This is a genomic window from Streptomyces sp. NPDC003023, from assembly GCF_042888225.1.
In the GTDB taxonomy this organism is placed as follows: domain Bacteria; phylum Actinomycetota; class Actinomycetes; order Streptomycetales; family Streptomycetaceae; genus Streptomyces.
Map to the genome: position 1 here is coordinate 179,551 of NZ_JBIAPL010000004.1, position 22,905 is coordinate 202,455.

Annotated in this window: 21 protein-coding genes and 1 tRNA gene; 13 read left to right on the forward strand and 9 right to left on the reverse strand. The window is 67.4% G+C overall.

Annotated features, from left to right (window positions below):
- The first annotated feature begins 19 nt into the window (after nucleotides 1-19).
- From sigM to trxA, 4 genes are all read left to right on the forward strand, one after another.
- On the forward strand, nucleotides 20-724 hold the full coding sequence (gene sigM / locus ACFYV1_RS15915) for an RNA polymerase sigma factor SigM (RefSeq protein ID WP_389396055.1): 705 nt from the start codon (nucleotides 20-22) through the stop codon (nucleotides 722-724).
- A 524-nt stretch (nucleotides 725-1,248) separates the two neighbouring features.
- Complete coding sequence (locus tag ACFYV1_RS15920; protein WP_389396056.1) at nucleotides 1,249-1,638, forward strand: hypothetical protein; 390 nt, start codon at nucleotides 1,249-1,251, stop codon at nucleotides 1,636-1,638.
- Nucleotides 1,639-1,762: 124 nt separating this feature from the next.
- Nucleotides 1,763-2,737, forward strand: coding sequence for a thioredoxin-disulfide reductase (gene trxB, locus ACFYV1_RS15925; RefSeq protein WP_389396057.1), 975 nt, complete (start codon nucleotides 1,763-1,765; stop codon nucleotides 2,735-2,737).
- Nucleotides 2,738-2,788: 51 nt separating this feature from the next.
- Entirely contained in the window at nucleotides 2,789-3,121 is a 333-nt protein-coding gene (gene trxA / locus ACFYV1_RS15930) for a thioredoxin (RefSeq protein WP_100108089.1), read from the forward strand.
- Nucleotides 3,122-3,197: 76 nt separating this feature from the next.
- On the opposite strand, the gene ACFYV1_RS15935 is transcribed toward trxA, so the two are convergent.
- The 9 genes from ACFYV1_RS15935 to rpmH all read right to left on the reverse strand — a co-directional run bounded on the left by ACFYV1_RS15935 (nucleotide 3,198) and on the right by rpmH (nucleotide 10,073).
- A complete protein-coding gene (locus ACFYV1_RS15935) occupies nucleotides 3,198-3,815 on the reverse strand; it encodes a GNAT family N-acetyltransferase (protein WP_389396058.1) in 618 nt (205 codons plus the stop codon).
- A 305-nt stretch (nucleotides 3,816-4,120) separates the two neighbouring features.
- Nucleotides 4,121-5,221, reverse strand: a complete 1,101-nt coding sequence (locus ACFYV1_RS15940; protein WP_389396059.1) for a ParB/RepB/Spo0J family partition protein — start codon at nucleotides 5,219-5,221, stop codon at nucleotides 4,121-4,123.
- Nucleotides 5,218-6,291: a ParA family protein gene (locus ACFYV1_RS15945; RefSeq protein WP_389396440.1), complete on the reverse strand. Its 1,074-nt coding sequence runs from the start codon at nucleotides 6,289-6,291 to the stop codon at nucleotides 5,218-5,220. Before ACFYV1_RS15945 ends, ACFYV1_RS15940 begins: the two co-directional genes overlap by 4 nt.
- Nucleotides 6,292-6,524: 233 nt before the next feature.
- The gene (gene rsmG / locus ACFYV1_RS15950; protein WP_389396060.1) at nucleotides 6,525-7,241 is read right to left on the reverse strand and encodes a 16S rRNA (guanine(527)-N(7))-methyltransferase RsmG; all 717 of its coding nucleotides are present in this window, start codon (nucleotides 7,239-7,241) and stop codon (nucleotides 6,525-6,527) included.
- Between the two features lie 112 nt (nucleotides 7,242-7,353).
- The gene (locus ACFYV1_RS15955) at nucleotides 7,354-7,866 is read right to left on the reverse strand and encodes a protein jag (protein ID WP_389396061.1); all 513 of its coding nucleotides are present in this window, start codon (nucleotides 7,864-7,866) and stop codon (nucleotides 7,354-7,356) included.
- 15 nt (nucleotides 7,867-7,881) lie between these two features.
- Complete coding sequence (gene yidC / locus ACFYV1_RS15960) at nucleotides 7,882-9,183, reverse strand: membrane protein insertase YidC (protein ID WP_389396062.1); 1,302 nt, start codon at nucleotides 9,181-9,183, stop codon at nucleotides 7,882-7,884.
- 3 nt (nucleotides 9,184-9,186) lie between these two features.
- Nucleotides 9,187-9,549 carry a membrane protein insertion efficiency factor YidD gene (gene yidD / locus ACFYV1_RS15965; protein ID WP_389396063.1) on the reverse strand — a complete coding sequence of 121 codons (363 nt, stop codon included), beginning with the start codon at nucleotides 9,547-9,549 and terminating at the stop codon, nucleotides 9,187-9,189.
- Complete coding sequence (gene rnpA / locus ACFYV1_RS15970; RefSeq protein WP_389396064.1) at nucleotides 9,546-9,917, reverse strand: ribonuclease P protein component; 372 nt, start codon at nucleotides 9,915-9,917, stop codon at nucleotides 9,546-9,548. Before rnpA ends, yidD begins: the two co-directional genes overlap by 4 nt.
- 18 nt (nucleotides 9,918-9,935) lie before the next feature.
- The gene (gene rpmH / locus ACFYV1_RS15975) at nucleotides 9,936-10,073 is read right to left on the reverse strand and encodes a 50S ribosomal protein L34 (protein ID WP_389396065.1); all 138 of its coding nucleotides are present in this window, start codon (nucleotides 10,071-10,073) and stop codon (nucleotides 9,936-9,938) included.
- A gap of 360 nt (nucleotides 10,074-10,433) precedes the next feature.
- Between rpmH and dnaA the strand changes: the two genes are divergently transcribed.
- From dnaA to ACFYV1_RS16020, 9 genes are all read left to right on the forward strand, one after another.
- Complete coding sequence (gene dnaA, locus ACFYV1_RS15980; RefSeq protein WP_389396066.1) at nucleotides 10,434-12,191, forward strand: chromosomal replication initiator protein DnaA; 1,758 nt, start codon at nucleotides 10,434-10,436, stop codon at nucleotides 12,189-12,191.
- 815 nt (nucleotides 12,192-13,006) lie between these two features.
- A complete protein-coding gene (dnaN, locus tag ACFYV1_RS15985; protein WP_389396067.1) occupies nucleotides 13,007-14,137 on the forward strand; it encodes a DNA polymerase III subunit beta in 1,131 nt (376 codons plus the stop codon).
- A gap of 101 nt (nucleotides 14,138-14,238) precedes the next feature.
- Complete coding sequence (gene gnd, locus ACFYV1_RS15990) at nucleotides 14,239-15,117, forward strand: phosphogluconate dehydrogenase (NAD(+)-dependent, decarboxylating) (protein ID WP_389396068.1); 879 nt, start codon at nucleotides 14,239-14,241, stop codon at nucleotides 15,115-15,117.
- 56 nt (nucleotides 15,118-15,173) lie between these two features.
- On the forward strand, nucleotides 15,174-16,301 hold the full coding sequence (gene recF, locus ACFYV1_RS15995) for a DNA replication/repair protein RecF (RefSeq protein WP_389396069.1): 1,128 nt from the start codon (nucleotides 15,174-15,176) through the stop codon (nucleotides 16,299-16,301).
- Nucleotides 16,298-16,858, forward strand: a complete 561-nt coding sequence (locus ACFYV1_RS16000) for a DUF721 domain-containing protein (RefSeq protein WP_389396070.1) — start codon at nucleotides 16,298-16,300, stop codon at nucleotides 16,856-16,858. The genes recF and ACFYV1_RS16000 overlap by 4 nt, the downstream gene beginning before the upstream one ends.
- A 308-nt stretch (nucleotides 16,859-17,166) precedes the next feature.
- A complete protein-coding gene (gyrB, locus tag ACFYV1_RS16005; protein WP_389396071.1) occupies nucleotides 17,167-19,236 on the forward strand; it encodes a DNA topoisomerase (ATP-hydrolyzing) subunit B in 2,070 nt (689 codons plus the stop codon).
- Nucleotides 19,237-19,277: 41 nt separating this feature from the next.
- On the forward strand, nucleotides 19,278-21,902 hold the full coding sequence (gyrA, locus tag ACFYV1_RS16010; RefSeq protein ID WP_389396072.1) for a DNA gyrase subunit A: 2,625 nt from the start codon (nucleotides 19,278-19,280) through the stop codon (nucleotides 21,900-21,902).
- A gap of 99 nt (nucleotides 21,903-22,001) precedes the next feature.
- Nucleotides 22,002-22,571, forward strand: coding sequence for a DUF3566 domain-containing protein (locus tag ACFYV1_RS16015; RefSeq protein WP_389396073.1), 570 nt, complete (start codon nucleotides 22,002-22,004; stop codon nucleotides 22,569-22,571).
- Nucleotides 22,572-22,654: 83 nt separating this feature from the next.
- Nucleotides 22,655-22,728, forward strand: a tRNA-Ile gene (locus tag ACFYV1_RS16020).
- The last annotated feature ends 177 nt before the right edge of the window (nucleotides 22,729-22,905 follow it).

Sequence of the window (22,905 nt, forward strand, 5' to 3'; positions counted from 1 at the left end):
GCGGGGAGGGGGCTCACCGTTGGACAAGCCGACACTCGGCGACGCAAGCGACCAGGACCTTCTGGCTCGCCACGTCGACGGTGACCCCGACGCCTTCGGTGAGCTCGTGCGGCGTCACCGCGACCGGCTGTGGGCCGTCGCGCTGCGCACGTTGAGAGACCGCGAGGAAGCAGCCGACGCGGTCCAGGACGCCCTGGTGTCGGCCTTCCGGGCGGCCCATACCTTCCGCGGCCAATCCGCCGTCACGACGTGGCTGCACCGCATCACGGTCAACGCCTGTCTGGACCGGGCCAGGAAGGCCGCCTCCCGTAAGACCTCTCCCGTCGACGACACGGAGCGTCTGGAGCAGCTCCTGGAGCCGCACGAGTCGGCGGAGGCACCCGCCGAGCGTCACGATCTCCACCGCGAACTTCTGGCCGCGCTGGCGAAACTTCCGGTGGACCAGCGTGCCGCGCTCGTGCTGGTCGACATGCAGGGCTATCCGGTCGCCGAAGCCGCACGTGTGCTGGATGTTCCGACCGGGACGGTGAAGAGCCGCTGTGCCCGGGGCCGCGCCCGGCTGCTACCCATGCTCACCCATCTGCGTGCTCAGGCAGGGGATAGCACCGAGGCCGGCTTGGGAAGGAACCGGACGCCGGGGACATCCGTCCCACCGGCGTCGGGACCAAGCGAGACAGGGCCGAGTGACCCTGCGGCATTGAAGGGTGGAGGTGGACGCGCGTGACATCCTCGACCAACAGGGCCGACTCGACGCAGCACCCGGACGTCTCGGAAATCTCCGACCTCGCCGAAGGTCTTCTCCCGCAGTCACGCACAGCCGAAATCCGAAGTCACCTCGACGTCTGTCCACTCTGCTCGGACGTTCATGCGTCCCTCGAAGAGATCCGTGGCCTGCTGGGCACTCTGCCCGGCCCTCCGCGCATGCCCGCCGATGTCGCAGGTCGCATCGACGCCGCACTGGCCGCCGAAGCGCTTCTCGACGCCACCGGTCCTGCAGAGACGGACCATGTTTCACGTGAAACAGTGCCTCGGACCGAGTCAGCGGAAGCAGGATCGACTCCGGCTCGCCCTCCGGGGCACTCCCGTGCTGCCACCGGCCCGGGCCGCGCCGGCCGATCGCGGCGGCGACGCACCGCTGTCCTGGGTGCCGTCCTCAGTGCCGCTGCCGTGAGCGTGAGCGTGCTGCTTTTCCAGTCCACTCAGACGAACTCCAGCAACGACTCCTCCACGGCTCAGAAGGAAGCGACAGTGAGCTCGGAGGCACACGACGGTGTGCAGTTCTCCGGTGCCGCACTCGGCAGCCGCGTCCAGTCGCTGTTGGCGGCCGGACCGGCACAGGACGCCGAACCCAGGATCGAGAAGGCGCCGACCCTCGACAGCGGGCCCTCCACTCTTTCTCCCAAGAACACACCGGGCGCGACGGTGCCCTCCTGCGTCCAGGAGGGCACCGGTCGGACCGATGAGCCGATCGCTGTAGAGCGCGGCACATACGAAGGTGTCGAGGCGTATCTCGTCCTCATGACACACGACAAGGACAGCACCCAGGTCCAGGCATACGTCATCGACGCAGCCTGCGTGGACCGCAGGATCGGGTCCCCCGGGGAGTTGCTCCTCACTCGGCCCTTTCCCCGTCCCTGAGATATCGACTGCGCCGCTGCGGCTGTACGGGAATGCCCGCCCCGTAGGATCCGTTGGGTGGGGTGAGAGTCCATAAACCCGCCCCGTAGGCAGTAGGCAGTCTGCAGAGACGAGGAACAAACCCGTGAGCGACGTCCGTAATGTGATCATCATCGGCTCCGGGCCCGCGGGGTACACAGCCGCGCTGTACACCGCGCGGGCATCGCTCCAGCCGCTGGTGTTCGAGGGAGCTGTCACCGCAGGCGGTGCGCTGATGAACACCACCGATGTGGAGAACTTCCCGGGCTTCCGCGACGGCATCATGGGGCCCGACCTCATGGACAACATGCGCGCCCAGGCCGAGCGCTTCGGCGCCGAGCTCGTCCCCGACGACACCGTCGCCGTCGACCTCACCGGCGACATCAAGACCGTGACCGACACGGCCGGCACGATCCACCGCGCCAGGGCCGTGATCGTCACCACCGGCTCCCAGCACCGCAAGCTCGGTCTGCCCAACGAGGACGCGCTCTCCGGTCGTGGCGTCTCCTGGTGTGCCACCTGCGACGGGTTCTTCTTCAAGGACCGGGACATCGCCGTGGTGGGCGGTGGAGACACCGCCATGGAGGAGGCCACCTTCCTCTCCCGCTTCGCCAAGTCCGTCACGATCGTCCACCGCCGCGACACCCTGCGTGCCTCCAAGGCGATGCAGGAGCGTGCCTTCGCCGACCCGAAGATCTCCTTCGCCTGGGACAGCGAGGTCGCCGAGATCCACGGTGAGCAGAAGCTCTCGAGCCTGACGCTGAACAACACGAAGACGGGCGAGAAGTCTCCGCTGGCGGTGACCGGCCTGTTCATCGCGGTTGGGCACGACCCCCGGACCGAGCTGTTCAAGGGCCAGCTCGAGCTGGACGGTGAGGGTTACCTCAAGGTCGACGCACCTTCGACCCGCACCAACGTCACGGGCGTGTTCGCCGCCGGTGACGTCGTCGACCACACCTACCGCCAGGCGATCACGGCCGCCGGCACCGGCTGCGCCGCGGCCCTGGACGCCGAGCGCCATCTCGCCGCCCTCTCGGACAGCGAGAAGACGGCCGAGCCCGAGAAGACGCCCGTCGTCTGACCCCCTTGAGCCCACTCCCTCCACACCCCGCAGAGAAGTAAGGAGGCCGCCGTGGCCGGCGCCCTGAAGAACGTGACCGATGATTCCTTCGAGGAAGACGTCCTCAAGAGCGACAAGCCCGTCCTGGTGGACTTCTGGGCCGCCTGGTGCGGACCCTGCCGCCAGATCGCGCCGTCCCTCGAGGCCATCGCGGCCGAGCACGGCGACAAGATCCAGGTCGTGAAGCTCAACATCGACGAGAACCCGGCCACCGCGGCCAAGTACGGCGTCATGTCGATCCCGACACTGAACGTCTACCAGAACGGCGAGGTCGCCAAGACGATCGTCGGCGCCAAGCCGAAGGCCGCCATCGTCCGCGACCTCGAGAGCTTCATCGGAGAGTAAGCGCCGCTCCGCTGTTTCACGTGAAACATGAAAGGGGCCCGTCCTTGATGGACGGGCCCCTTTCATATGTCCCGAGTCAGAGCGGTCGCAGCGCCGGTTCCTTCTGCACAGCTCCCAGGAGGCGGTCCAGCGCCAGCTCCACGTCCTCCTTCCACGACAGGGTTGTCCGCAGTTCCAACCGCAGCCGTGGATAAGTGGGATGGGGCCGCACTGTCTTGAAGCCGACCGCAAGGAGGTGTTCAGCGGGCAGCACGCAGGCCGGCTCCTTCCAGCGCGCGTCGCCGAACGCCTCAATCGCTCGGAACCCCCGGCGCAGAAGATCTTTGGCGACCGTCTGCACGATGACTCTGCCCAGCCCTTGTCCCTGATAGCCGGGCATGACCCACGCGGTCATCAACTGCACCGCATCCGCGGCCACAGGACTCGTGGGAAAGGCGCTGGAGCGCGGCACATACGCGGGCGGGGCATAGAGCACAAAGCCGACGGGCACCTCGTCGACGTAGACCACGCGACCGCACGAGCCCCACTCGAGCAGCACTGCTGAAATCCATGCCTCTTTCTCGAGTCCAGGGGTCCCGGCCTTTACCGCGGCTTCGCCGCTGACCGGGTCAAGTTCCCAGAAGACACACGAACGACAGCGCTTGGGAAGGTCCGAAAGGTTGTCCAGCGTGAGCGGTACGAGCCGACGCCCCATGGCAGCTGTTCCTCTCCCTCGTGTGCCGAGCTGCGTGCGGCCGCCAGAGCGCTCCTCTCCAGGAGCAGGCTGCTGACGAAACCGCCCACCGCCCCGATGCCCAGGCCTGCTGTCACCAGTTGGCCGCAGTTCACCGATCGCATGGCCTTCGCCCTCTTTCCGAAGTGGCTCAAGGTGGATGCGTCGTACCAGAACGCATCGTATCCACCCAGCCCCGGCACGGATACCGCACCAAGGCAAAGGGCGGGTGGTGTTCCGGTACACGGAACACCACCCGCCTCTTGAGTCGGCGCCAAGCAGAGAACTCAGGCGTCCTCGTCCTCGACCTGCTCTGCCCCGAGACCCTTCTCCAGCACGTTCCCTTCGCCGGGAGCCAAAGTGCCGAGGATTCGCTCAAGATCGTCCATCGAGGCGAACTCGACAACGATCTTCCCCTTCTTCTGACCGAGGTCGACCTTCACTCGCGTCTCGAAGCGATCGGAAAGCCGGGAGGCAAGATCGGACAGCGCAGGGGAGAGTCGGGCACCGGCCCGCGGCCCCTTGGGCTTGGGTGCGCTCTGAGGGTTCGAGTTCAACAACGTCACGATCTCTTCGACCGCCCTGACCGAGAGACCCTCCGCGACGATCCGGTGCGCAAGCCGGTCCTGCTCCTCGGAGTCGTCCACGGAGAGCAGAGCCCGGGCATGCCCGGCAGAGAGCACTCCCGCCGCCACCCGCCGCTGCACCGGCGGGGAGAGCCGCAGCAGCCTGAGTGTGTTGGACACCTGCGGACGAGAACGACCGATCCTGTCGGCCAGTTGATCGTGGGTGCAGTTGAAGTCCTTCAACAGCTGGTCGTAGGCAGCTGCTTCTTCCAGCGGATTCAGCTGAGCCCGGTGCAGGTTCTCCAGAAGGGCGTCCAGCAGCAGCTTCTCGTCGTCGGTGTCCCGAACGATCGCAGGGATCCGGTCAAGTCCGGCCTCCCTGCAAGCACGCCAGCGGCGCTCGCCCATGATCAGCTCGTATTGGTCCGTCCCCAGCTGCCGCACGACGACCGGCTGAAGAAGTCCCACCTCCTTGATGGAGGTCACAAGCTCCGCGAGAGCGTCCTCGTCGAACACCTCGCGTGGCTGGCGTGGGTTGGGGGAGATCGCGTCGAGCTCCAGCTCGGCGAAGTGCGCACCCGCCGGAGGACCGGGTTGCGCGACAGCCGGCTCCCTGTCATCGATGCCGCCGACGGCGTCGGGCGCCGCCGCAGCTGCCGGCAGTGTGGCGACCTTGGCCGCGGCCACACCCCTTTCCGCGGTGAGCAAGGGAGACGCCCCCTGCACGGGGGAGGCTCCCGAGGAAGCGGGCTGCTTCTCCTGCGGAGCGGCAGGAATCAGCGCACCGAGCCCACGCCCCAATCCTCTACGTCGCTCGCTCACTGGATCCCCTCCGACAAGTTCTGCTGGCTGTTCTGCCCCACATGGGCATGCTGCGGGTCGTAGTGGAGACCGACTCCCCGCAGGGCGATCTCCCGGGCAGCTTCGAGATACGACAGCGAGCCACTGGAGCCCGGATCGTAGGTCAGCACGGTCTGGCCATAGCTCGGGGCCTCCGAGATGCGCACCGAGCGCGGAATGCTGGTGCGCAGGACCTCCTCGCCGAAGTGACTGCGCACTTCGTCCGCGACCTGCGAGGCGAGCCTGGTCCGGCCGTCGTACATGGTGAGCAGGATGGTCGAGACATGCAGGGTGGGGTTGAGGTGCCCACGCACAAGGTCCACGTTGCGGAGCAACTGACCCAGCCCCTCCAGCGCGTAGTACTCGCACTGAATGGGAATGAGCACTTCGGCGCCGGCGACAAGAGCATTGACTGTCAGCAGCCCCAGTGAGGGGGGACAGTCGATCAGGATGTAGTCCAGCGGCTGCTCGTACGCCTGGATGGCCCGCTGCAGTCTGCTCTCCCGCGCCACCAGCGACACCAACTCGATCTCCGCACCGGCGAGATCGATGGTGGCGGGGGCGCAGAAGAGTCCTTCGACGTCCGGGACCGGCTGAACCACTTCGGCCAGCGGCCTGCTCTCCACCAGAACGTCATAGATCGAGGGAACTTCCGCGTGGTGGTCGATCCCCAGAGCCGTCGATGCGTTGCCCTGCGGATCCAGGTCGATCACCAGAACGCGTGCACCGTGCAACGCGAGAGAAGCAGCAAGGTTGACCGTCGTGGTGGTCTTCCCTACGCCGCCCTTCTGATTGGCAACGACCATGACGCGCGTCTGCTCAGGCCGGGGCAGCCCCTCACCGGCACGCCCCAGTGCCTCCACGGCCAGCTGAGCAGCACGACCAATGGGAGTGTCGTCCATGGGGGGCGGTGTTTCACGTGAAACATCCTCCCCCGCGGACTCGGTACGGGGACCGGGGACCGGATCGGTCATCGGTCCCGCGATGTTGGCGTCGGACCGCAAGGATTCACTCTCCTCGACATCAGGCTCGCAATGAGCAGAGCCTGCCATGCTTTCGGGGTCGTGAACCAGCGAGGCCCGTGGTTCTGTGGAGGAATCCACCTCTGTGGACAATTCCGTAGCCCGCACGAGGGGCTTGCGGCCCTTGATCGGGGCGGCCGCACGGCCGCGGCTGATGATTCCCTGCAGCAGTGAGCGACGTTTCACGTGAAACACGATGCCCAAGCCGCACGAACATACCGGGACGACACTCCGAAATCAGTACGTATGGCTACGTGTATGGCTCAGCGACGACGTCGCGTGCGACTCGTACGCGCAGCCTTGGCCCGCTTTGCGGCGAACCTCACACCGCCAGGGCTCTCCCCGACCTCGACGCGGACGACCGTGGAGAGCGGATCGACCAGACCTTCGCCGACGTGGAGCACCGAGGTCTCCACAACACCCATCTTGCTCAGCGCGGCGCGAGCTCCCTGGATCTCATCCTCCGCGGTATCGCCCTTGAGTAGGAGCATTTCGCCATAGGGCCGCAGAAGGGGAACACCCCAGCCGGCAAGCCGATCCAGAGGAGCCACCGCTCGTGCAGTCACCACATGCACCGGAGGCAGCTTCCCGAGAACCTCCTCGGCTCGCCCACGCACCACGGTCACATGATCGAGGCCGAGCAGCTCCACCACTTCCTGCAGGAAGTTCGTCCGCCGAAGCAGCGGCTCAAGCAGGGTGATCTTCAGGTCGGGCCGGACCAGCGCCAGGGGGATACCGGGAAGCCCCGCGCCCGAGCCGACATCGCAGACCGTGACGCCCTCCGGCACGACCTCGGAGAGAACGGCGCAGTTCAGCAGATGCCGCTCCCACAACCGCGGCACCTCCCGTGGGCCGATCAATCCACGCTTCACCCCGGCGTCCGCGAGCAGCTCCGCATACCGCACGGCTTCCGGGAAGTACTCTCCGAATACCTTCCGTGCCGCCTCGGGCGCCTGGGGAAGCTCTTCTGCCTCCGTCACGGGGACCGTCCTTCCGTACCGCACTGCCGCAAAGTGGACTTTGGTGGCTGACTATCAGGCTGACAAAGATCGGCCCCGCCTGCGAACAGACGGGGCCGACGGAACAAAGCGGTCAGGCAGGGAGTACGACGACGAAGCGCTGGGGCTCCTCGCCCTCGGACTCGCTCCGCAGACCTGCCGCCGCGACGGCGTCATGGACGACCTTGCGCTCGAACGGCGTCATCGGGTCGAGCTTCACCGGCTCACCGGAGCTCTTGACCTCAGCAGAGGCCTTGGCGCCCAGTTCGGCGAGTTCGGTGCGCTTCTTCGCCCGGAACCCCGCGATGTCGAGCATCAGCCGGCTACGGTCGCCCGTCTCCCGGAGTACAGCCAGCCGCGTCAGCTCCTGCAGTGCCTCCAGAACCTCGCCCTCCCGACCGACGAGCTTCTGCAGATCCCGGCTGGCCGAATCGCTGATGATCGAGACCGCAGCGCGATCGGCCTCGACATCCATGTCGATGTCGCCGTCGAGGTCCGCGATGTCCAGCAGACCCTCGAGGTAATCGGCCGCGATCTCACCTTCCTGCTCGAGGCGGGTCAGCGTGTCGCCGGCCTCGGCGGCGGCGGAGATGGTGCCTTCCGTCACGGATGGACTCCTTTTTTACTTCTTGGACGACGGGTGCTTGGGCCGCTGCGGACCCTTGCGCTGTCCGGACTTGGGCTGGCGTGCGGAACCGGTGGACTTGCCACCGCCCGTGTTCGGCTTGGCGTCACCCTGCGTGGAACCGGCCCGAGAGCGTCCCTGCGCAGGCTTGTCCTTCTCCAGAGACGTCTTCGCGGCAGCGCCGGCGGCAGCCTCGGGAGTCTTGGCCGTACCCGTCTGCGTCGTGGCCGCCTGGCGCTTCGCCTTGGTCTGGCGCTTGGGCTGCTGACGCTTCTGTCCGGCACCGCCCTCCGCGTCGGCCACGGCCGTCTCGCTCTTGGTGACCGTGCCGTCCGCCTGGGCGGCCAGACCGACCTTGGCGAGACCGCTGACGAATCGGCGCTCGTTCTCGTTGCGGTCCGTGCCCTTGGCCACGATGGCCTGGACGACAGTGCGCTTGCGCCGCGACCGCACCTCACCGTGAGAGGTGACGCTCTTCAGCAGACGCTGCAGGTACTGGTCCTGCGCCTTGCTGCCCGGGGTCGGGTTCTGGTTGATCACGTACATCTGCTGACCCAGGGTCCACACGTTGGTGGTCAGCCAGTAGACGAGGACACCGACGGGGAAGTTGATACCCATGACCGCGAAGATCACCGGGAAGATGTACATCAGCATCTTCTGCTGCTGCATGTACGGCGTCTTGACGGTGAGGTCGACGTTCTTCTGCATCAGCTGGCGCTGCGTGTAGAACTGCGACGCCGACATCATGACGATCATGATGGCCGTGACGATGCGGACGTCCGTGAGGGAGGCGCTGAGCGCCTCGACCTTGCCCGGGTCGTCCATGAACTTCGCGGCGATCGGAGCGCCGAAGATGTGCGCCTCACGCGCGCTGTTCACGAGGTCCTTGTTGAGCACCCCGATCTCGTCACCCGAGGCGATCTTGCTCAGCACGTGGTACAGCGCGAAGAAGAACGGCGACTGGGCCAGGATGGGCAGGCACGAGGAGAGGGGGTTGGTCCCCGTCTCCTTGTACAGCTTCATCATCTCTTCGGACTGACGCTGTCGGTCGTTCTTGTAGCGCTCCTGGATCGCCTTCATCTTCGGCTGGAGTGCCTGCATGTTCCGGGTCGACTTGATCTGCTTCACGAAGAGCGGGATCAGACAGATCCGGATCAGGATCACGAGAGACACGATGGACAGTCCCCAGGCCCATCCCGTGTCCGGGCCGAAGATCGCCCCGTAGAGCTTGTGGAACTGGACGATGATCCACGAGACAGGTGTGGTGATAAAACTGAAGAGACTGGCAATCGTGTCCACTAATCAGGCTCCTTGAGCATTGGGCGAGGTCTCTGCGGCCGGACCCTGGGTTGCGGAGGCCGACCCCGGGGCAGTCACATCAGCGGCGGAGTGCCCGCCCTTGCTGCTGCCGCGCAAGGCATCACGCAGCATCTCGTGCCACCGCGGGCGTTTGCGCGGGGGTACATGGTCCACGCCGCCCGGCGACCACGGATTGCACCGCAGAATGCGCCAGGCGGTCAGAGCAGTGCCCTTCACCGCGCCGTGCCGGTCAATGGCCGTATACCCGTAGTGGGAACACGACGGGTAGTACCTGCAGACAGGCCCCAGCAGTGGGCTGATCGTCCACTGGTAGATCTTGATCAGAGCCAGCAGCGGGTACTTCATCGCGCGCCCCCTCCCAGCAGCCGCTGAAGAGCGGCGTCCAGGTCTCGGGCCAGCTGAGTGTGTTCGGCGTCGCCCGCTCCGGGCAGCGCCCGTACGACCACCAGGCTACCGGGGGGCAGCTCTGACAGCCGATCGCGCATGAGGTGGCGCAGTCTCCGCTTGACCTTGTTGCGGACGACAGCGCCGCCCACCGCCTTGCTCACGACGAAACCCGCACACGTCGGGGAGGCGCTCTCCCCAGGCGCGTGCGGGTCCATTTCACCGCTGCGAAGGTGGACGACGAGTAGCGGGCGACCGGCCCTGCGTCCTCGACGTACCGCAGTCGCGAAGTCCTCGCGCCGCCTCAGCCGATTCTCGGTAGGCAGCACGTCATGACCTGTACGCGATCAGGCGGACAGGTTGGTGCGACCCTTGGCGCGGCGGTTCGCCAGGATGGCGCGGCCGGCACGGGTACGCATGCGCAGGCGGAAACCGTGGGTCTTCGCGCGACGACGGTTGTTCGGCTGGAAGGTGCGCTTGCTCACTCGGGGGCTCCAGAAATGATTCGTAGATGGCGGGACGTCGCCTGGCTGTCACCGTGCGCCCACGAGTAGCTCGCGTTTACGCCCGAGTGCACCGCTTCACGATCACAGATCGTGATCTTTGCCCATCGGAGGCAGGCGGCAGCAGCCATCGACAACTCGACCTGGTCACGGTACGCGCGGCTACGCCATCCGGTCAAACCAGCCCCACGCCGTGGTCCACTGTGCACAGGCTGTGGACAACAACTTGAACCACGCGGGTCGCCCTGACTACCGTGGCTGAACTCGGATTCTTTTCCTGCCTGTCTTCCCATCCCGTCCCGAGAACCACACATTCGTGGGACCTGCGAGAGAGCGTGCCCTGTGGCTGACGTACCTGCCGATCTTGCCGCAGTGTGGCCACGAGTGCTGGAGCAGCTCCTCGACGAGGGCCAGCAAGGCGTAGAGCCCAAGGACAAACAGTGGATCGAGCGCTGCCAGCCGCTCGCCCTGGTCGCGGACACCGCTCTGCTCGCCGTGCCCAACGAATGGGGCAAGCGCGTGCTCGAGGGCCGGCTGGCCCCTCTCATCAGCGAGACGCTGAGCCGCGAGTGCGGCCGCCCCATCCGTATTGCGATCACCGTCGACGATTCCGTCGGTGAGGGACCCGTCCCCCCGGCGCCCCCCGCTCAGCAGCAGGCCCCCCGGTACCCAGGACCGCAGCACGACGAGCCACGCCAGAGCGACCCCTATGACACGTACGGGCACCGGCCTGCCCCGGACGACGGTCTGCCCACGGCCCGGCCGGCCTATCCGGAGTACCAGCAGCGCCCGGAGCCCGGCGCCTGGCCCCGGTCCCAGGAAGACCTGTCCTGGCAGCAGCCGCGGCTCGGCGGCTTCCAGGACCGCGACCCCTACGGCTCCCCTCCGCAGCGGCAGCCGCAGCACGACTACCGGTCCCCGCAGCCGTCGGAGCACCGGCGGTACGAGTCGCGCCCCGAGCGGCACTCCCTGCCCGAGACGCAGCCTCCGCACCGCGGCGGCGGCCCCACGGGCGCTCCCGGCCCGCTGGGCGCTCAGCCGGCGCCCGCACCCGGCCCCGGCGAGCCTCATGCCCGGCTCAACCCCAAGTACCTCTTCGACACCTTCGTGATCGGCGCCTCCAACCGCTTCGCACACGCCGCGGCCGTCGCCGTCGCCGAGGCGCCGGCCAAGGCTTACAACCCGCTTTTCATCTACGGGGAGTCGGGGCTCGGCAAGACCCACCTTCTGCATGCCATCGGGCACTACGCGCGCAGCCTCTACCCGGGCACCCGGGTGCGGTACGTGAGCTCGGAGGAGTTCACCAACGAGTTCATCAACTCGATCCGCGACGGCAAGGGCGACACCTTCCGCAAGCGCTACCGGGACGTGGACATCCTCCTCGTCGACGACATCCAGTTCCTGGCGAGCAAGGAGTCGACGCAGGAGGAGTTCTTCCACACCTTCAACACGCTCCACAACGCCAACAAGCAGATCGTGCTGTCCTCCGACCGGCCGCCCAAGCAGCTCGTGACGCTGGAGGACCGGCTCCGCAACCGGTTCGAGTGGGGTCTGACGACCGATGTGCAGCCGCCGGAACTGGAGACGCGTATCGCGATCCTCCGGAAGAAGGCGGTACAGGAGCAGCTGAACGCCCCGCCGGAGGTGCTGGAGTTCATCGCGTCCCGGATCTCCCGCAACATCCGGGAGCTCGAGGGCGCGCTGATCCGTGTGACGGCGTTCGCGTCGCTCAACCGGCAGCCCGTGGACCTGGGGCTCACCGAGATCGTGCTCAAGGATCTGATCCCCGGCGGCGAGGACGCGGCTCCCGAGATCACCGCGAGCGCCATCATGGCGGCCACCGCGGACTACTTCGGTCTCACGGTGGAGGATCTCTGCGGCTCGTCGCGCAGCCGCGTACTGGTGACCGCTCGCCAGATCGCCATGTACCTGTGCCGGGAGCTGACCGATCTCTCGCTGCCGAAGATCGGCGCGCAGTTCGGCGGTCGCGACCATACGACGGTGATGCACGCGGACCGGAAGATCCGTGCGCTGATGGCGGAGCGACGCTCCATCTACAACCAGGTCACCGAGCTCACCAACCGCATCAAGAACGGCTGACAGACCGACCGCACGGCTCCTGAGGGCGCTCCCGGACACGTTCCCGGGGTGCCCTCCGTCGTTCTCCGGCGTTGGCCGTGTTCGAATTCAAGTCCTCGTCGAGCGGTTCTCCACAGATGTGGGAGGAAATCTCCGTCCACAGCCTGGGGACCGTGAAGTTGTCCAGAGGCGGTCCACAGGCAGCCCACTGGGCCGGCTGTCAGCCCAGGTCAGTCGCTTGGGGATTTGTGGTCAACCGTGCTCCACAGACTGTGGACACCGAGATCGTCCACAGGCCGTGATCGTCGTTGTCCACCGGCGACCCACAGGCAACGGCGCGTTGCCCACAGCTTCTCCACACCCCTGTCCACTGTTCGGCAATGAAACACGCCCTCTCACCGCGTCGAGTGAAAGCCGTCACACCAACGAGGTCGGTTGGCCTGTGGGGAACGTGGGTAAAGCTGGGGACAGCGCTGGGGAGAAGTCCCCCCTGCCTGTGCACCGGGTGTGCAGAACTTTCGCGTGTCCACAGAACCGCCGGGTTGTCCACGGGTCCCACCCACAGGCGCGGTGGACAAAAAAGTGACCCTGACCTGCGCAGACGACGTTATCCACGGTTTCCACAGGACCTACTACTACTCCCACTCATAGTTAGCCCGGAATTCGTTTGGAAGAGGGCCCTGTGCACAACTCGAGCCCGGACCGCCTGGTGCCGATCTCGACGACTTGACCCCGACCCGCACCGACTGTCGGCGCCGTACGTCAGACTGGTCCCCGGCATCAAGCCGACGAAGAAGGCCAGCAGGGCGAGCGAGCAACAGCAGGAGGCGGTTCCGGTGAAGATCCGGGTGGAGCGCGATGTACTCGCGGAGGCGGTGGCCTGGGTGGCCCGCAGCCTCCCGGCCCGTCCGCCGGCGCCCGTGCTCGCGGGCCTTCTCCTGAAGGCCGAGGACGGCGCCGTCAGCTTCTCGAGCTTCGACTACGAGGTCTCGGCGCGCGTCTCGGTGGAGGCCGAGGTCGACGAGGACGGCACCGTCCTGGTCTCCGGCCGCCTTCTCGCCGACATCTGCCGCGCCCTGCCCAACCGCCCCGTGGAGATTTCCACAGACGGTGTACGAGCGACCGTGGTCTGCGGCTCTTCCCGGTTCACCCTGCACACCCTCCCTGTGGAGGAGTACCCGGCGCTCCCGCAGATGCCGACCGCGACCGGCACCGTGCCCGGTGAGGTCTTCGCCTCCGCCGCCGCCCAGGTCGCCATCGCCGCCGGCCGCGACGACACGCTTCCCGTGCTGACCGGTGTGCGCATCGAGATCGAGGGCGACACGGTCACCCTGGCCTCCACCGACCGCTACCGTTTCGCGGTCCGCGAGTTCCTGTGGAAGCCGGAGAGCCCGGACGCCTCGGCTGTCGCCCTGGTGCCCGCCAAGACGCTCCTGGACACGGCCAAGGCGCTGACCAGCGGGGACACCGTCACCCTGGCGCTCTCCGGCTCCGGTGCCGGTGAGGGCCTGATCGGTTTCGAGGGCGCGGGCCGGCGGACCACGACCCGTCTGCTCGAAGGCGACCTGCCCAAGTACCGGACCCTGTTCCCGACCGAGTTCAACTCGGTGGCCGTCATCGAGACCGCCCCGTTCGTGGAGGCCGTCAAGCGTGTCGCCCTCGTCGCCGAGCGGAACACCCCGGTGCGGCTCAGCTTCGAGCAGGGCGTGCTGATCCTCGAGGCCGGTTCCAGTGACGACGCACAGGCTGTGGAGCGTGTCGACGCACAGCTGGACGGCGACGACATCTCGATCGCGTTCAACCCGACCTTCCTGCTGGACGGCCTGAGCGCCATCGACTCGCCCGTCGCACAGCTGTCGTTCACGACCTCCACCAAGCCGGCTCTGCTGAGCGGCCGTCCGGCCGTGGACGCCGAGGCGGACGAGGCGTACAAGTACCTGATCATGCCGGTGCGCCTGAGCGGCTGATCAGCGGCTTTTGAGCGCGTGACCCCACAGGTGTGCACCCGTGTCCGGGCGTAGGCTCGGACACGGGTAGGTACGGCACACAACGATTGAGGAATCATCTGATGGAGCTCGGTCTCGTCGGTCTCGGCAAGATGGGCGGCAACATGCGCGAGCGCATCCGCCGCGCCGGCCACACCGTCATCGGGTACGACCGCAACCCCGATCTCGCTGACGTCCACAGCCTCGAGGAGCTTGTGGGCAAGCTCAAGGGCCCGCGGGTCGTCTGGGTCATGGTCCCTGCAGGCGCCGCGACGCAGTCCACGATCGACGAGCTGGCCGAGCTGCTCTCGCCGGGCGACGTGGTCGTCGACGGTGGCAACTCCCGCTGGACGGACGACGAGAAGCACGCCGTCGAACTGGGGCTCAAGGACATCGGCTTCGTCGACTGCGGTGTCTCCGGCGGTGTGTGGGGCCTGGAGAACGGCTACGCGCTGATGTACGGCGGCACCGAGGAGAACGTCGCGAAGGTCCAGCCGATCTTCGACGCGCTCAAGCCGGAGGGCGAGTTCGGATCCGTCCACGCGGGCAAGGTGGGTGCCGGCCACTTCGCGAAGATGGTCCACAACGGCATCGAGTACGCCATGATGCAGGCCTACGCCGAGGGCTGGGAGCTCCTGGAGAAGGTCGACTCGGTCACCGATGTGCGTGAGGTCTTCCGCTCGTGGCAGGAGGGCACGGTCATCCGTTCCTGGCTGCTGGACCTCGCCGTCAACGCGCTTGACGAGGACGAGCACCTGGAGCAGCTGCGGGGCTACGCACAGGACTCCGGCGAGGGCCGGTGGACGGTGGAGGCCGCCATCGACAACGCCGTCCCGCTGCCCGCGATCACCGCGTCGCTGTTCGCCCGCTTCGCGTCCCGGCAGGACGACTCCCCGCAGATGAAGATGATCGCCGCGCTGCGCAACCAGTTCGGTGGTCACGCGGTGGAGAGCAAGAAGTAGTCCACAGGCTGTGCACACGGTGCGCAGCCACGCCGGGGGAAGGTCGGCGCCACACCATGCACGTCACGCATCTGTCGCTGGCCGACTTCCGCTCGTACGCCCGGGTCGAGGTCCCTCTCGATCCGGGCGTCACCGCTTTCGTGGGGGCGAACGGACAGGGGAAGACGAATCTCGTCGAGGCCGTGGGCTATCTCGCCACCCTCTCGAGCCACCGGGTCTCGTCCGACGCACCCCTGGTGCGGATGGGCGCCGAGCGTGCGGTGATCCGTGCCGCCGTCACCCAGGGAGAGCGCTCGCAGCTGGTCGAGCTCGAGCTGAACCCCGGCCGGGCGAATCGTGCCCGTATCAACAGGTCCTCGCAGGTCAGGCCGCGAGATGTGCTGGGCATCGTGCGCACGGTGCTCTTCGCCCCGGAGGACCTGTCGCTGGTGAAGGGCGATCCGGGCGAGCGCAGGCGTTTTCTCGACGAGCTGGTCACGGCGCGCTCGCCGCGCATGGCCGGTGTGCGATCCGACTACGAGCGGGTGCTGAAGCAGCGCAACACGCTGCTCAAGTCGGCGGCGATGGCACGGCGGCACGGCGGCCGGGGCATGGATCTGTCGACGCTCGATGTGTGGGACCAGCATCTGGCCCGTGCGGGTGCGGAGGTGACGGCCCAGCGCCTGGACCTGATCGCCGCACTGCGGCCGCTGGCCGACAAGGCGTACGAGGCGCTCGCGCCCGGCGGCGGGCCGGTTTCGCTGGAGTACCGTTCCTCCGCCGGTCCCACGGGCGATCTGCACGGCCGCGAGGCGCTGTGCGAACAGCTGACGGCGGCGCTGGCGGAGACGCGCAAGCAGGAGATCGAGCGGGGTGTGACCCTGGTCGGCCCGCACCGTGACGAACTGTCCCTGAAGCTGGGACAGCTGCCCGCGAAGGGCTACGCCAGCCATGGCGAGTCGTGGTCGTACGCGCTGGCACTGCGACTCGCCTCTTACGACCTGCTGCGGGCCGAGGGCAATGAGCCCGTGCTCGTGCTCGACGACGTGTTCGCCGAACTCGACGCCCGGCGACGGGAGCGGCTGGCCGAGCTGGTGGCTCCCGGAGAGCAGGTGCTGGTGACCGCGGCCGTCGACGACGACGTCCCCGCGGTGCTGGCCGGGGCGCGCTACCAGGTCTTCGGCGGGGCGGTGGAGCGCGCATGACCGGTGAGGGCACGGAGCGGCCCGCCGGGCCACAGGCGCCCGGCGCGCCCGAGGCGTCGGGTGTCGACCTGGCCCGTGTGGCACTGCGCGCCGCGAAGGAGCAGGCCAAGGCCCGCGGTGCGGCGGCGCAGCAGAAGAAGCAGGCCAGACGGGGTGGGGGGCTGCGCTCCGGTGCCCGGGCCGACGGGCGGGACCCGCTGCCGCTGGGCGCCGCGATCAACCGGTTGATCACTGAGCGGGGCTGGGAGACGCCGGCCGCCGTGGGCGGGGTGATGGGCCGCTGGCCCCAGATCGTCGGCGAGGACCTGGCCAAGCACTGCGTCCCCCTGCGGTACGACGAGGCTCCGGACGAGCGGGTGCTCACCGTGCAGTGCGACTCGACTGTGTGGGCGACGCAGCTGCGTCTGCTCGCCCCGCGTCTGGTGGCACGGCTCAACGAGGACCTCGGCCACGGAACAGTCCGCGCGATCAAGGTGCTGGGCCCGGGCGGCCCGCAGCGCAGGTTCGGCCCGTTGCGGGCACCCGGCAGCACCGGCCCGGGCGACACGTACGGCTGAGTTTCGACCGCTTTCGGCACTGCCGGGGACGGGAGAAACCGAACGGTGCGGGTGAGGTGTCCCTCACGGTAGCGAGAGGTTGACAGGTCGAAGCGCTCAAAGCCCGCGTGAGCCTCTTGGAGCCCCTTCCCGGATATGGGGAGTCGGACGGTGATGGTTCAGGGCGCCACAGGCGGACTCAGCTACCGGCAAACCCCCATGAGTGTCAGCGATACCGGTAGACTGGTGGGCAGTCCCGCATCTGTCGCGGGACACGTCGATTAGATGCCGAACGACGCAGCCGCTCCCGCTTGTCCGGAGAACGGCTCGTGCTGTGCCAGAAAGGGCGCTTCGTGGCCGATTCCGGCAACCCCAACGAGAACACCCCGTCCACCCCTGCCGGTGGGAACGGCGAGGTCACCGCCTCGTACGACGCCAGCGCGATCACCGTCCTCGAGGGTCTGGACGCGGTCCGCAAGCGCCCCGGCATGTACATCGGCTCGACCGGTGAGCGCGGACTCCACCACCTCGTCCAAGAGGTCGTCGACAACTCGGTCGACGAGGCCATGGCCGGCCACGCGGACACCATCGACGTCACGATCCTCGCCGACGGCGGCGTACGGGTCGTCGACAACGGCCGCGGTATTCCGGTGGGCATTCACCCCGTCGAGAAGAAGCCGGCCGTCGAGGTCGTGCTCACCGTGCTGCACGCGGGCGGCAAGTTCGGCGGCGGGGGCTACGCCGTCTCCGGCGGTCTGCACGGCGTCGGTGTCTCGGTGGTGAACGCACTGTCCTACAAGCTCGCCGTCGAGATCAGGACGGATGGCTACCGCTGGACGCAGGAGTACAAGTCGGGCGTCCCCACCGCGCCGCTGGAGCGCCACGAGGCCACCACCGAGACCGGCACCACGGTCACGTTCTGGGCGGACCCCGACGTCTTCGAGACCACGGAGTACTCCTTCGAGACGCTCTCGCGTCGCTTCCAGGAGATGGCCTTCCTCAACAAGGGCCTGACCCTGACGCTGACCGACGAGCGCGAGTCGGCCAAGGCCACGGCCGGTGCGGAGACGGGCGAGGAGCCCGAGGACATCGCGGAGCCGGCGCGGACGGTCAAGTACCACTACGAGGGCGGCATCGTCGACTTCGTGAAGTACCTGAACTCCCGCAAGGGCGAGCTCATCCACCCCACGGTCATCGACGTCGAGTCCGAGGACAAGGAACGGCTGCTCGCCGTCGAGATCGCGATGCAGTGGAACTCGCAGTACACCGAGGGCGTGTACTCCTTCGCGAACACCATCCACACGCACGAGGGCGGCGCGCACGAGGAGGGCTTCCGGGCCGCTCTGACGGGCCTGGTGAACCGCTACGCGCGTGACAAGAAGCTGCTGCGGGAGAAGGACGACAACCTCTCCGGCGAGGACATCCGCGAGGGCCTGACCGCGATCATCTCGATCAAGCTGGGCGAGCCGCAGTTCGAGGGGCAGACGAAGACCAAGCTCGGCAACACGGAGGCGAAGACCTTCGTGCAGAAGGTCGTCCACGAGACCCTCACCGACTGGTTCGACCGCAACCCGAACGAGGCCGCGGACATCATCCGCAAGGGCATCCAGGCGCAGACGGCACGCGTCGCCGCCCGCAAGGCGAGGGACCTCACCCGCCGCAAGGGGCTGCTGGAGTCGGCCTCGCTGCCGGGCAAGCTGAGCGACTGCCAGTCCAACGACCCGACGAAGTGCGAGATCTTCATCGTCGAGGGTGACTCGGCCGGTGGCTCGGCCAAGTCCGGCCGCAACCCGATGTACCAGGCGATCCTGCCGATCCGAGGCAAGATCCTCAACGTCGAGAAGGCGCGGATCGACAAGATCCTCCAGAACACCGAGGTGCAGGCGCTGATCTCGGCCTTCGGCACCGGTGTCCACGAGGACTTCGACATCGAGAAGCTCCGCTATCACAAGATCATTCTGATGGCGGACGCCGACGTCGACGGCCAGCACATCAACACCCTGCTGCTGACGTTCCTGTTCCGCTTCATGCGGCCGCTCGTCGAAGCCGGTCACGTCTTCCTCTCGCGCCCGCCGCTCTACAAGATCAAGTGGGGCCGGGACGACTTCGAGTACGCCTACTCGGACCGCGAGCGCGACGCCCTGGTCGAGCTGGGCAAGGGGTCCGGCAAGCGCATCAGGGAGGACTCCATCCAGCGCTTCAAGGGCCTCGGCGAGATGAACGCCGAGGAACTGCGCGTCACCACGATGGACCAGGACCACCGGGTGCTCGGCCAGGTCACGCTCGACGACGCGGCACAGGCCGACGACCTCTTCTCCGTGCTGATGGGCGAAGACGTGGAGGCAAGGCGCTCGTTCATCCAGCGCAATGCCAAGGACGTCCGCTTCCTCGACATCTGAGTCGGTCTCAGCTGACCGCACGAAAGGACTGAAGACCAGCAATGGCCGACGAGAACACCCCTGCCCCCGGCGGGGACACCCCCACCCCTGTCACCACGGCAGAAGAAGTCCCCGCGATGCGCATCGAGCCCGTCGGGCTCGAGACCGAGATGCAGCGTTCGTATCTCGACTACGCGATGTCCGTCATCGTCTCGCGAGCACTGCCGGACGTACGGGACGGCCTCAAGCCCGTCCACCGCCGTGTGCTCTACGCGATGTACGACGGCGGCTACCGGCCCGAGAAGGGCTTCTACAAGTGCGCCCGCGTCGTCGGCGACGTCATGGGCACCTATCACCCGCACGGCGACTCCTCCATCTACGACGCCCTGGTCCGCCTGGCCCAGCCGTGGTCGATGCGGATGCCGCTCGTCGACTCCAACGGCAACTTCGGCTCTCCGGGCAACGACCCGGCCGCTGCCATGCGGTACACCGAGTGCAAGATGATGCCGCTGGCCATGGAGATGCTCCGGGACATCGACGAGGAGACCGTCGACTTCCAGGACAACTACGACGGCCGCAACCAGGAGCCGACGGTCCTGCCGGCCCGCTTCCCGAACCTGCTGATCAACGGCAGCGCCGGCATCGCGGTCGGCATGGCCACCAACATCCCGCCGCACAACCTCCGTGAGGTCGCCTCCGGCGCCCAGTGGGCGCTCGAGCACCCCGAGGCCTCCCACGAGGAGCTGCTCGAGGCCCTGATCGAGCGGATCAAGGGTCCCGACTTCCCGACCGGCGCGCTGGTCGTGGGCCGCAAGGGCATCGAGGAGGCGTACCGCACCGGCCGTGGCTCCATCACGATGCGTGCGGTCGTCGAGGTCGAGGAGATCCAGAACCGCCAGTGCCTGGTGGTCACGGAGCTTCCCTACCAGACGAACCCGGACAACCTGGCGCAGAAGATCGCCGACCTGGTGAAGGACGGGAAGGTCGGCGGCATCGCCGACGTCCGCGACGAGACGTCCTCGCGCACCGGCCAGCGCCTCGTGATCGTGCTGAAGCGCGACGCCGTCGCCAAGGTCGTGCTGAACAACCTGTACAAGCACACCGACCTGCAGACGAACTTCGGCGCCAACATGCTGGCGCTCGTCGACGGGGTGCCGCGCACCCTGTCGCTGGACGCGTTCATCCGCCACTGGGTGACGCACCAGATCGAGGTCATCGTCCGGCGTACCAAGTTCCGTCTGCGCAAGGCGGAGGAGCGCGCGCACATCCTGCGCGGTCTGCTGAAGGCACTCGACGCGATCGACGAGGTCATCGCGCTGATCCGGCGCAGTGACACGGTCGAGGTCGCTCGAGAGGGCCTGATGGGCCTGCTCGAGATCGACGAGATCCAGGCCAACGCCATCCTCGAGATGCAGCTGCGCCGGCTGGCCGCCCTGGAGCGCCAGAAGATCGTGCAGGAGCACGACGAGCTGCAGGCGAAGATCAACGAGTACAACGCGATCCTCGCATCGCCGGAGAAGCAGCGCGGCATCGTCAGCGACGAGCTGGCCGCGCTCGTCGAGAAGTACGGCGACGACCGCCGCTCCAAGCTGGTGCCCTTCGACGGTGACATGTCCATCGAGGACCTGATCGCCGAGGAGGACATCGTCGTCACGATCACGCGTGGCGGCTATGTGAAGCGCACGAAGACCGACGACTACCGCTCCCAGAAGCGCGGTGGCAAGGGTGTGCGGGGCACGAAGCTGAAGGAGGACGACATCGTCGACCACTTCTTCGTCTCCACCACCCACCACTGGCTGCTGTTCTTCACCAACAAGGGCCGTGTCTACCGGGCCAAGGCGTACGAACTCCCGGACGCCGGCCGCGACGCCCGTGGCCAGCACGTCGCCAACCTGCTGGCCTTCCAGCCGGACGAGCAGATCGCCGAGATCCTCGCGATCCGCGACTACGAGGCAGCGCCGTACCTGGTGCTCGCCACCAAGGCCGGTCTGGTGAAGAAGACAGTCCTGAAGGACTACGACTCGCCCCGCTCCGGCGGTGTCATCGCTATCAACCTCCGGGAGACCGAGAGCGGCGACGACGACGAACTGATCGGTGCGGAGCTGGTGTCCGCGGAGGACGATCTGCTGCTCATCAGCAGGAAGGCGCAGTCGATCCGGTTCACCGCGACGGACGAGGCACTGCGCCCGATGGGACGCGCGACCTCCGGCGTCAAGGGCATGAGTTTCCGAGAGGGCGACGAACTGCTCTCGATGAATGTCGTCCGGCCCGGTACGTTCGTCTTCACTGCCACCGACGGCGGGTACGCGAAGCGGACCGCGGTCGACGAGTACCGCGTCCAGGGTCGCGGTGGTCTGGGTATCAAGGCCGCCAAGATCGTGGAGGACCGTGGATCCCTCGTGGGCGCGCTGGTGGTCGAGGAGACCGACGAGATCCTCGCCATCACCCTCGGTGGCGGTGTGATTCGCACGCGAGTCAATGAAGTCAGGGAGACGGGCCGTGACACCATGGGCGTCCAACTGATCAACCTGGGCAAGCGCGATGCCGTCGTCGGTATCGCTCGTAATGCCGAGGCCGGTCGCGAGGCCGAAGAGGTCGAAGCGGCCGTGGAGGCCGAAGGGACCGAGGAGGCCGGCGCAGAGGCGGCCGAGGCGGCAGCCGAGGGCACACAGTCCTCGGCCGGGTAGCACGAGGAGTAGAGCGTGAGTGGAGCCACGGGCGCCGGACCGGCCGCATCAGGAGCGAACGGTGCCCGTGGCCCTGCCGCGGACTCCCAGGGGGCCACAGTGACGGACACCCGGGGGCAGCAGCCTCCGTATCAGACGTACGGCGGCGAGCAGCCTGCCCCGCAGCAGGCCGGACAGCCGTACCACCCTCCGCAGGCGTATCCGTCCCCGGGCGGGACGCTGGGGGCTCAGCAGCGCGTGGGGCAGGACTCGGCCACGGCGGTGCGCCGGCCCCGCACAGGCGCCCGTACGACGCCGCGTACGCGCAAGGCACGGCTGCGGGTGGCCAAGGCCGACCCGTGGTCGGTGATGAAGGTCAGCTTCCTGCTGTCCATCGCGCTGGGCATCTGCACGGTCGTCGCGGCGGCGGTGCTGTGGATGGTCATGGACGCCATGGGCGTCTTCTCGACCGTCGGCGGAACGATCAGTGAGGCCACCGGCTCGAACGAGAGCAACGGCTTCGACCTCCAGTCGTTCCTGTCGCTGCCGCGCGTGCTCATCTTCACCTCGGTCATCGCGGTGATCGATGTGGTGCTGGCCACAGCGCTGGCGACGCTCGGAGCCTTCATCTACAACCTCTCCGCCGGGTTCGTGGGCGGTGTCGAGCTCACGCTCGCCGAGGACGAGTAGCGCCGCGGAGGGGCCCGACGGATTCCGATTTTGGCGCTGCACCGCGTGTGCGCTAATCTTCAGAGGTCAGCGCGCAGCGCGGCGGGGCTATAGCTCAGTTGGTTAGAGCGCATCCCTGATAAGGATGAGGCCACAGGTTCAAATCCTGTTAGCCCCACAGTGACGACAGGCCCGGCCGGAGATTCTCCGGCCGGGCCTGTCTCTTTGTGTACGGCCCGAGTTGAGGGTCCGGACATGCGGCGTTCGTCGCCGGGCGCAGGTCACCGATCGGTATCGGTCGGTGTGTATAGTCGGGCGCCAGAAGTCCTCATACGTCAAGGAAAGACGAGGTCGC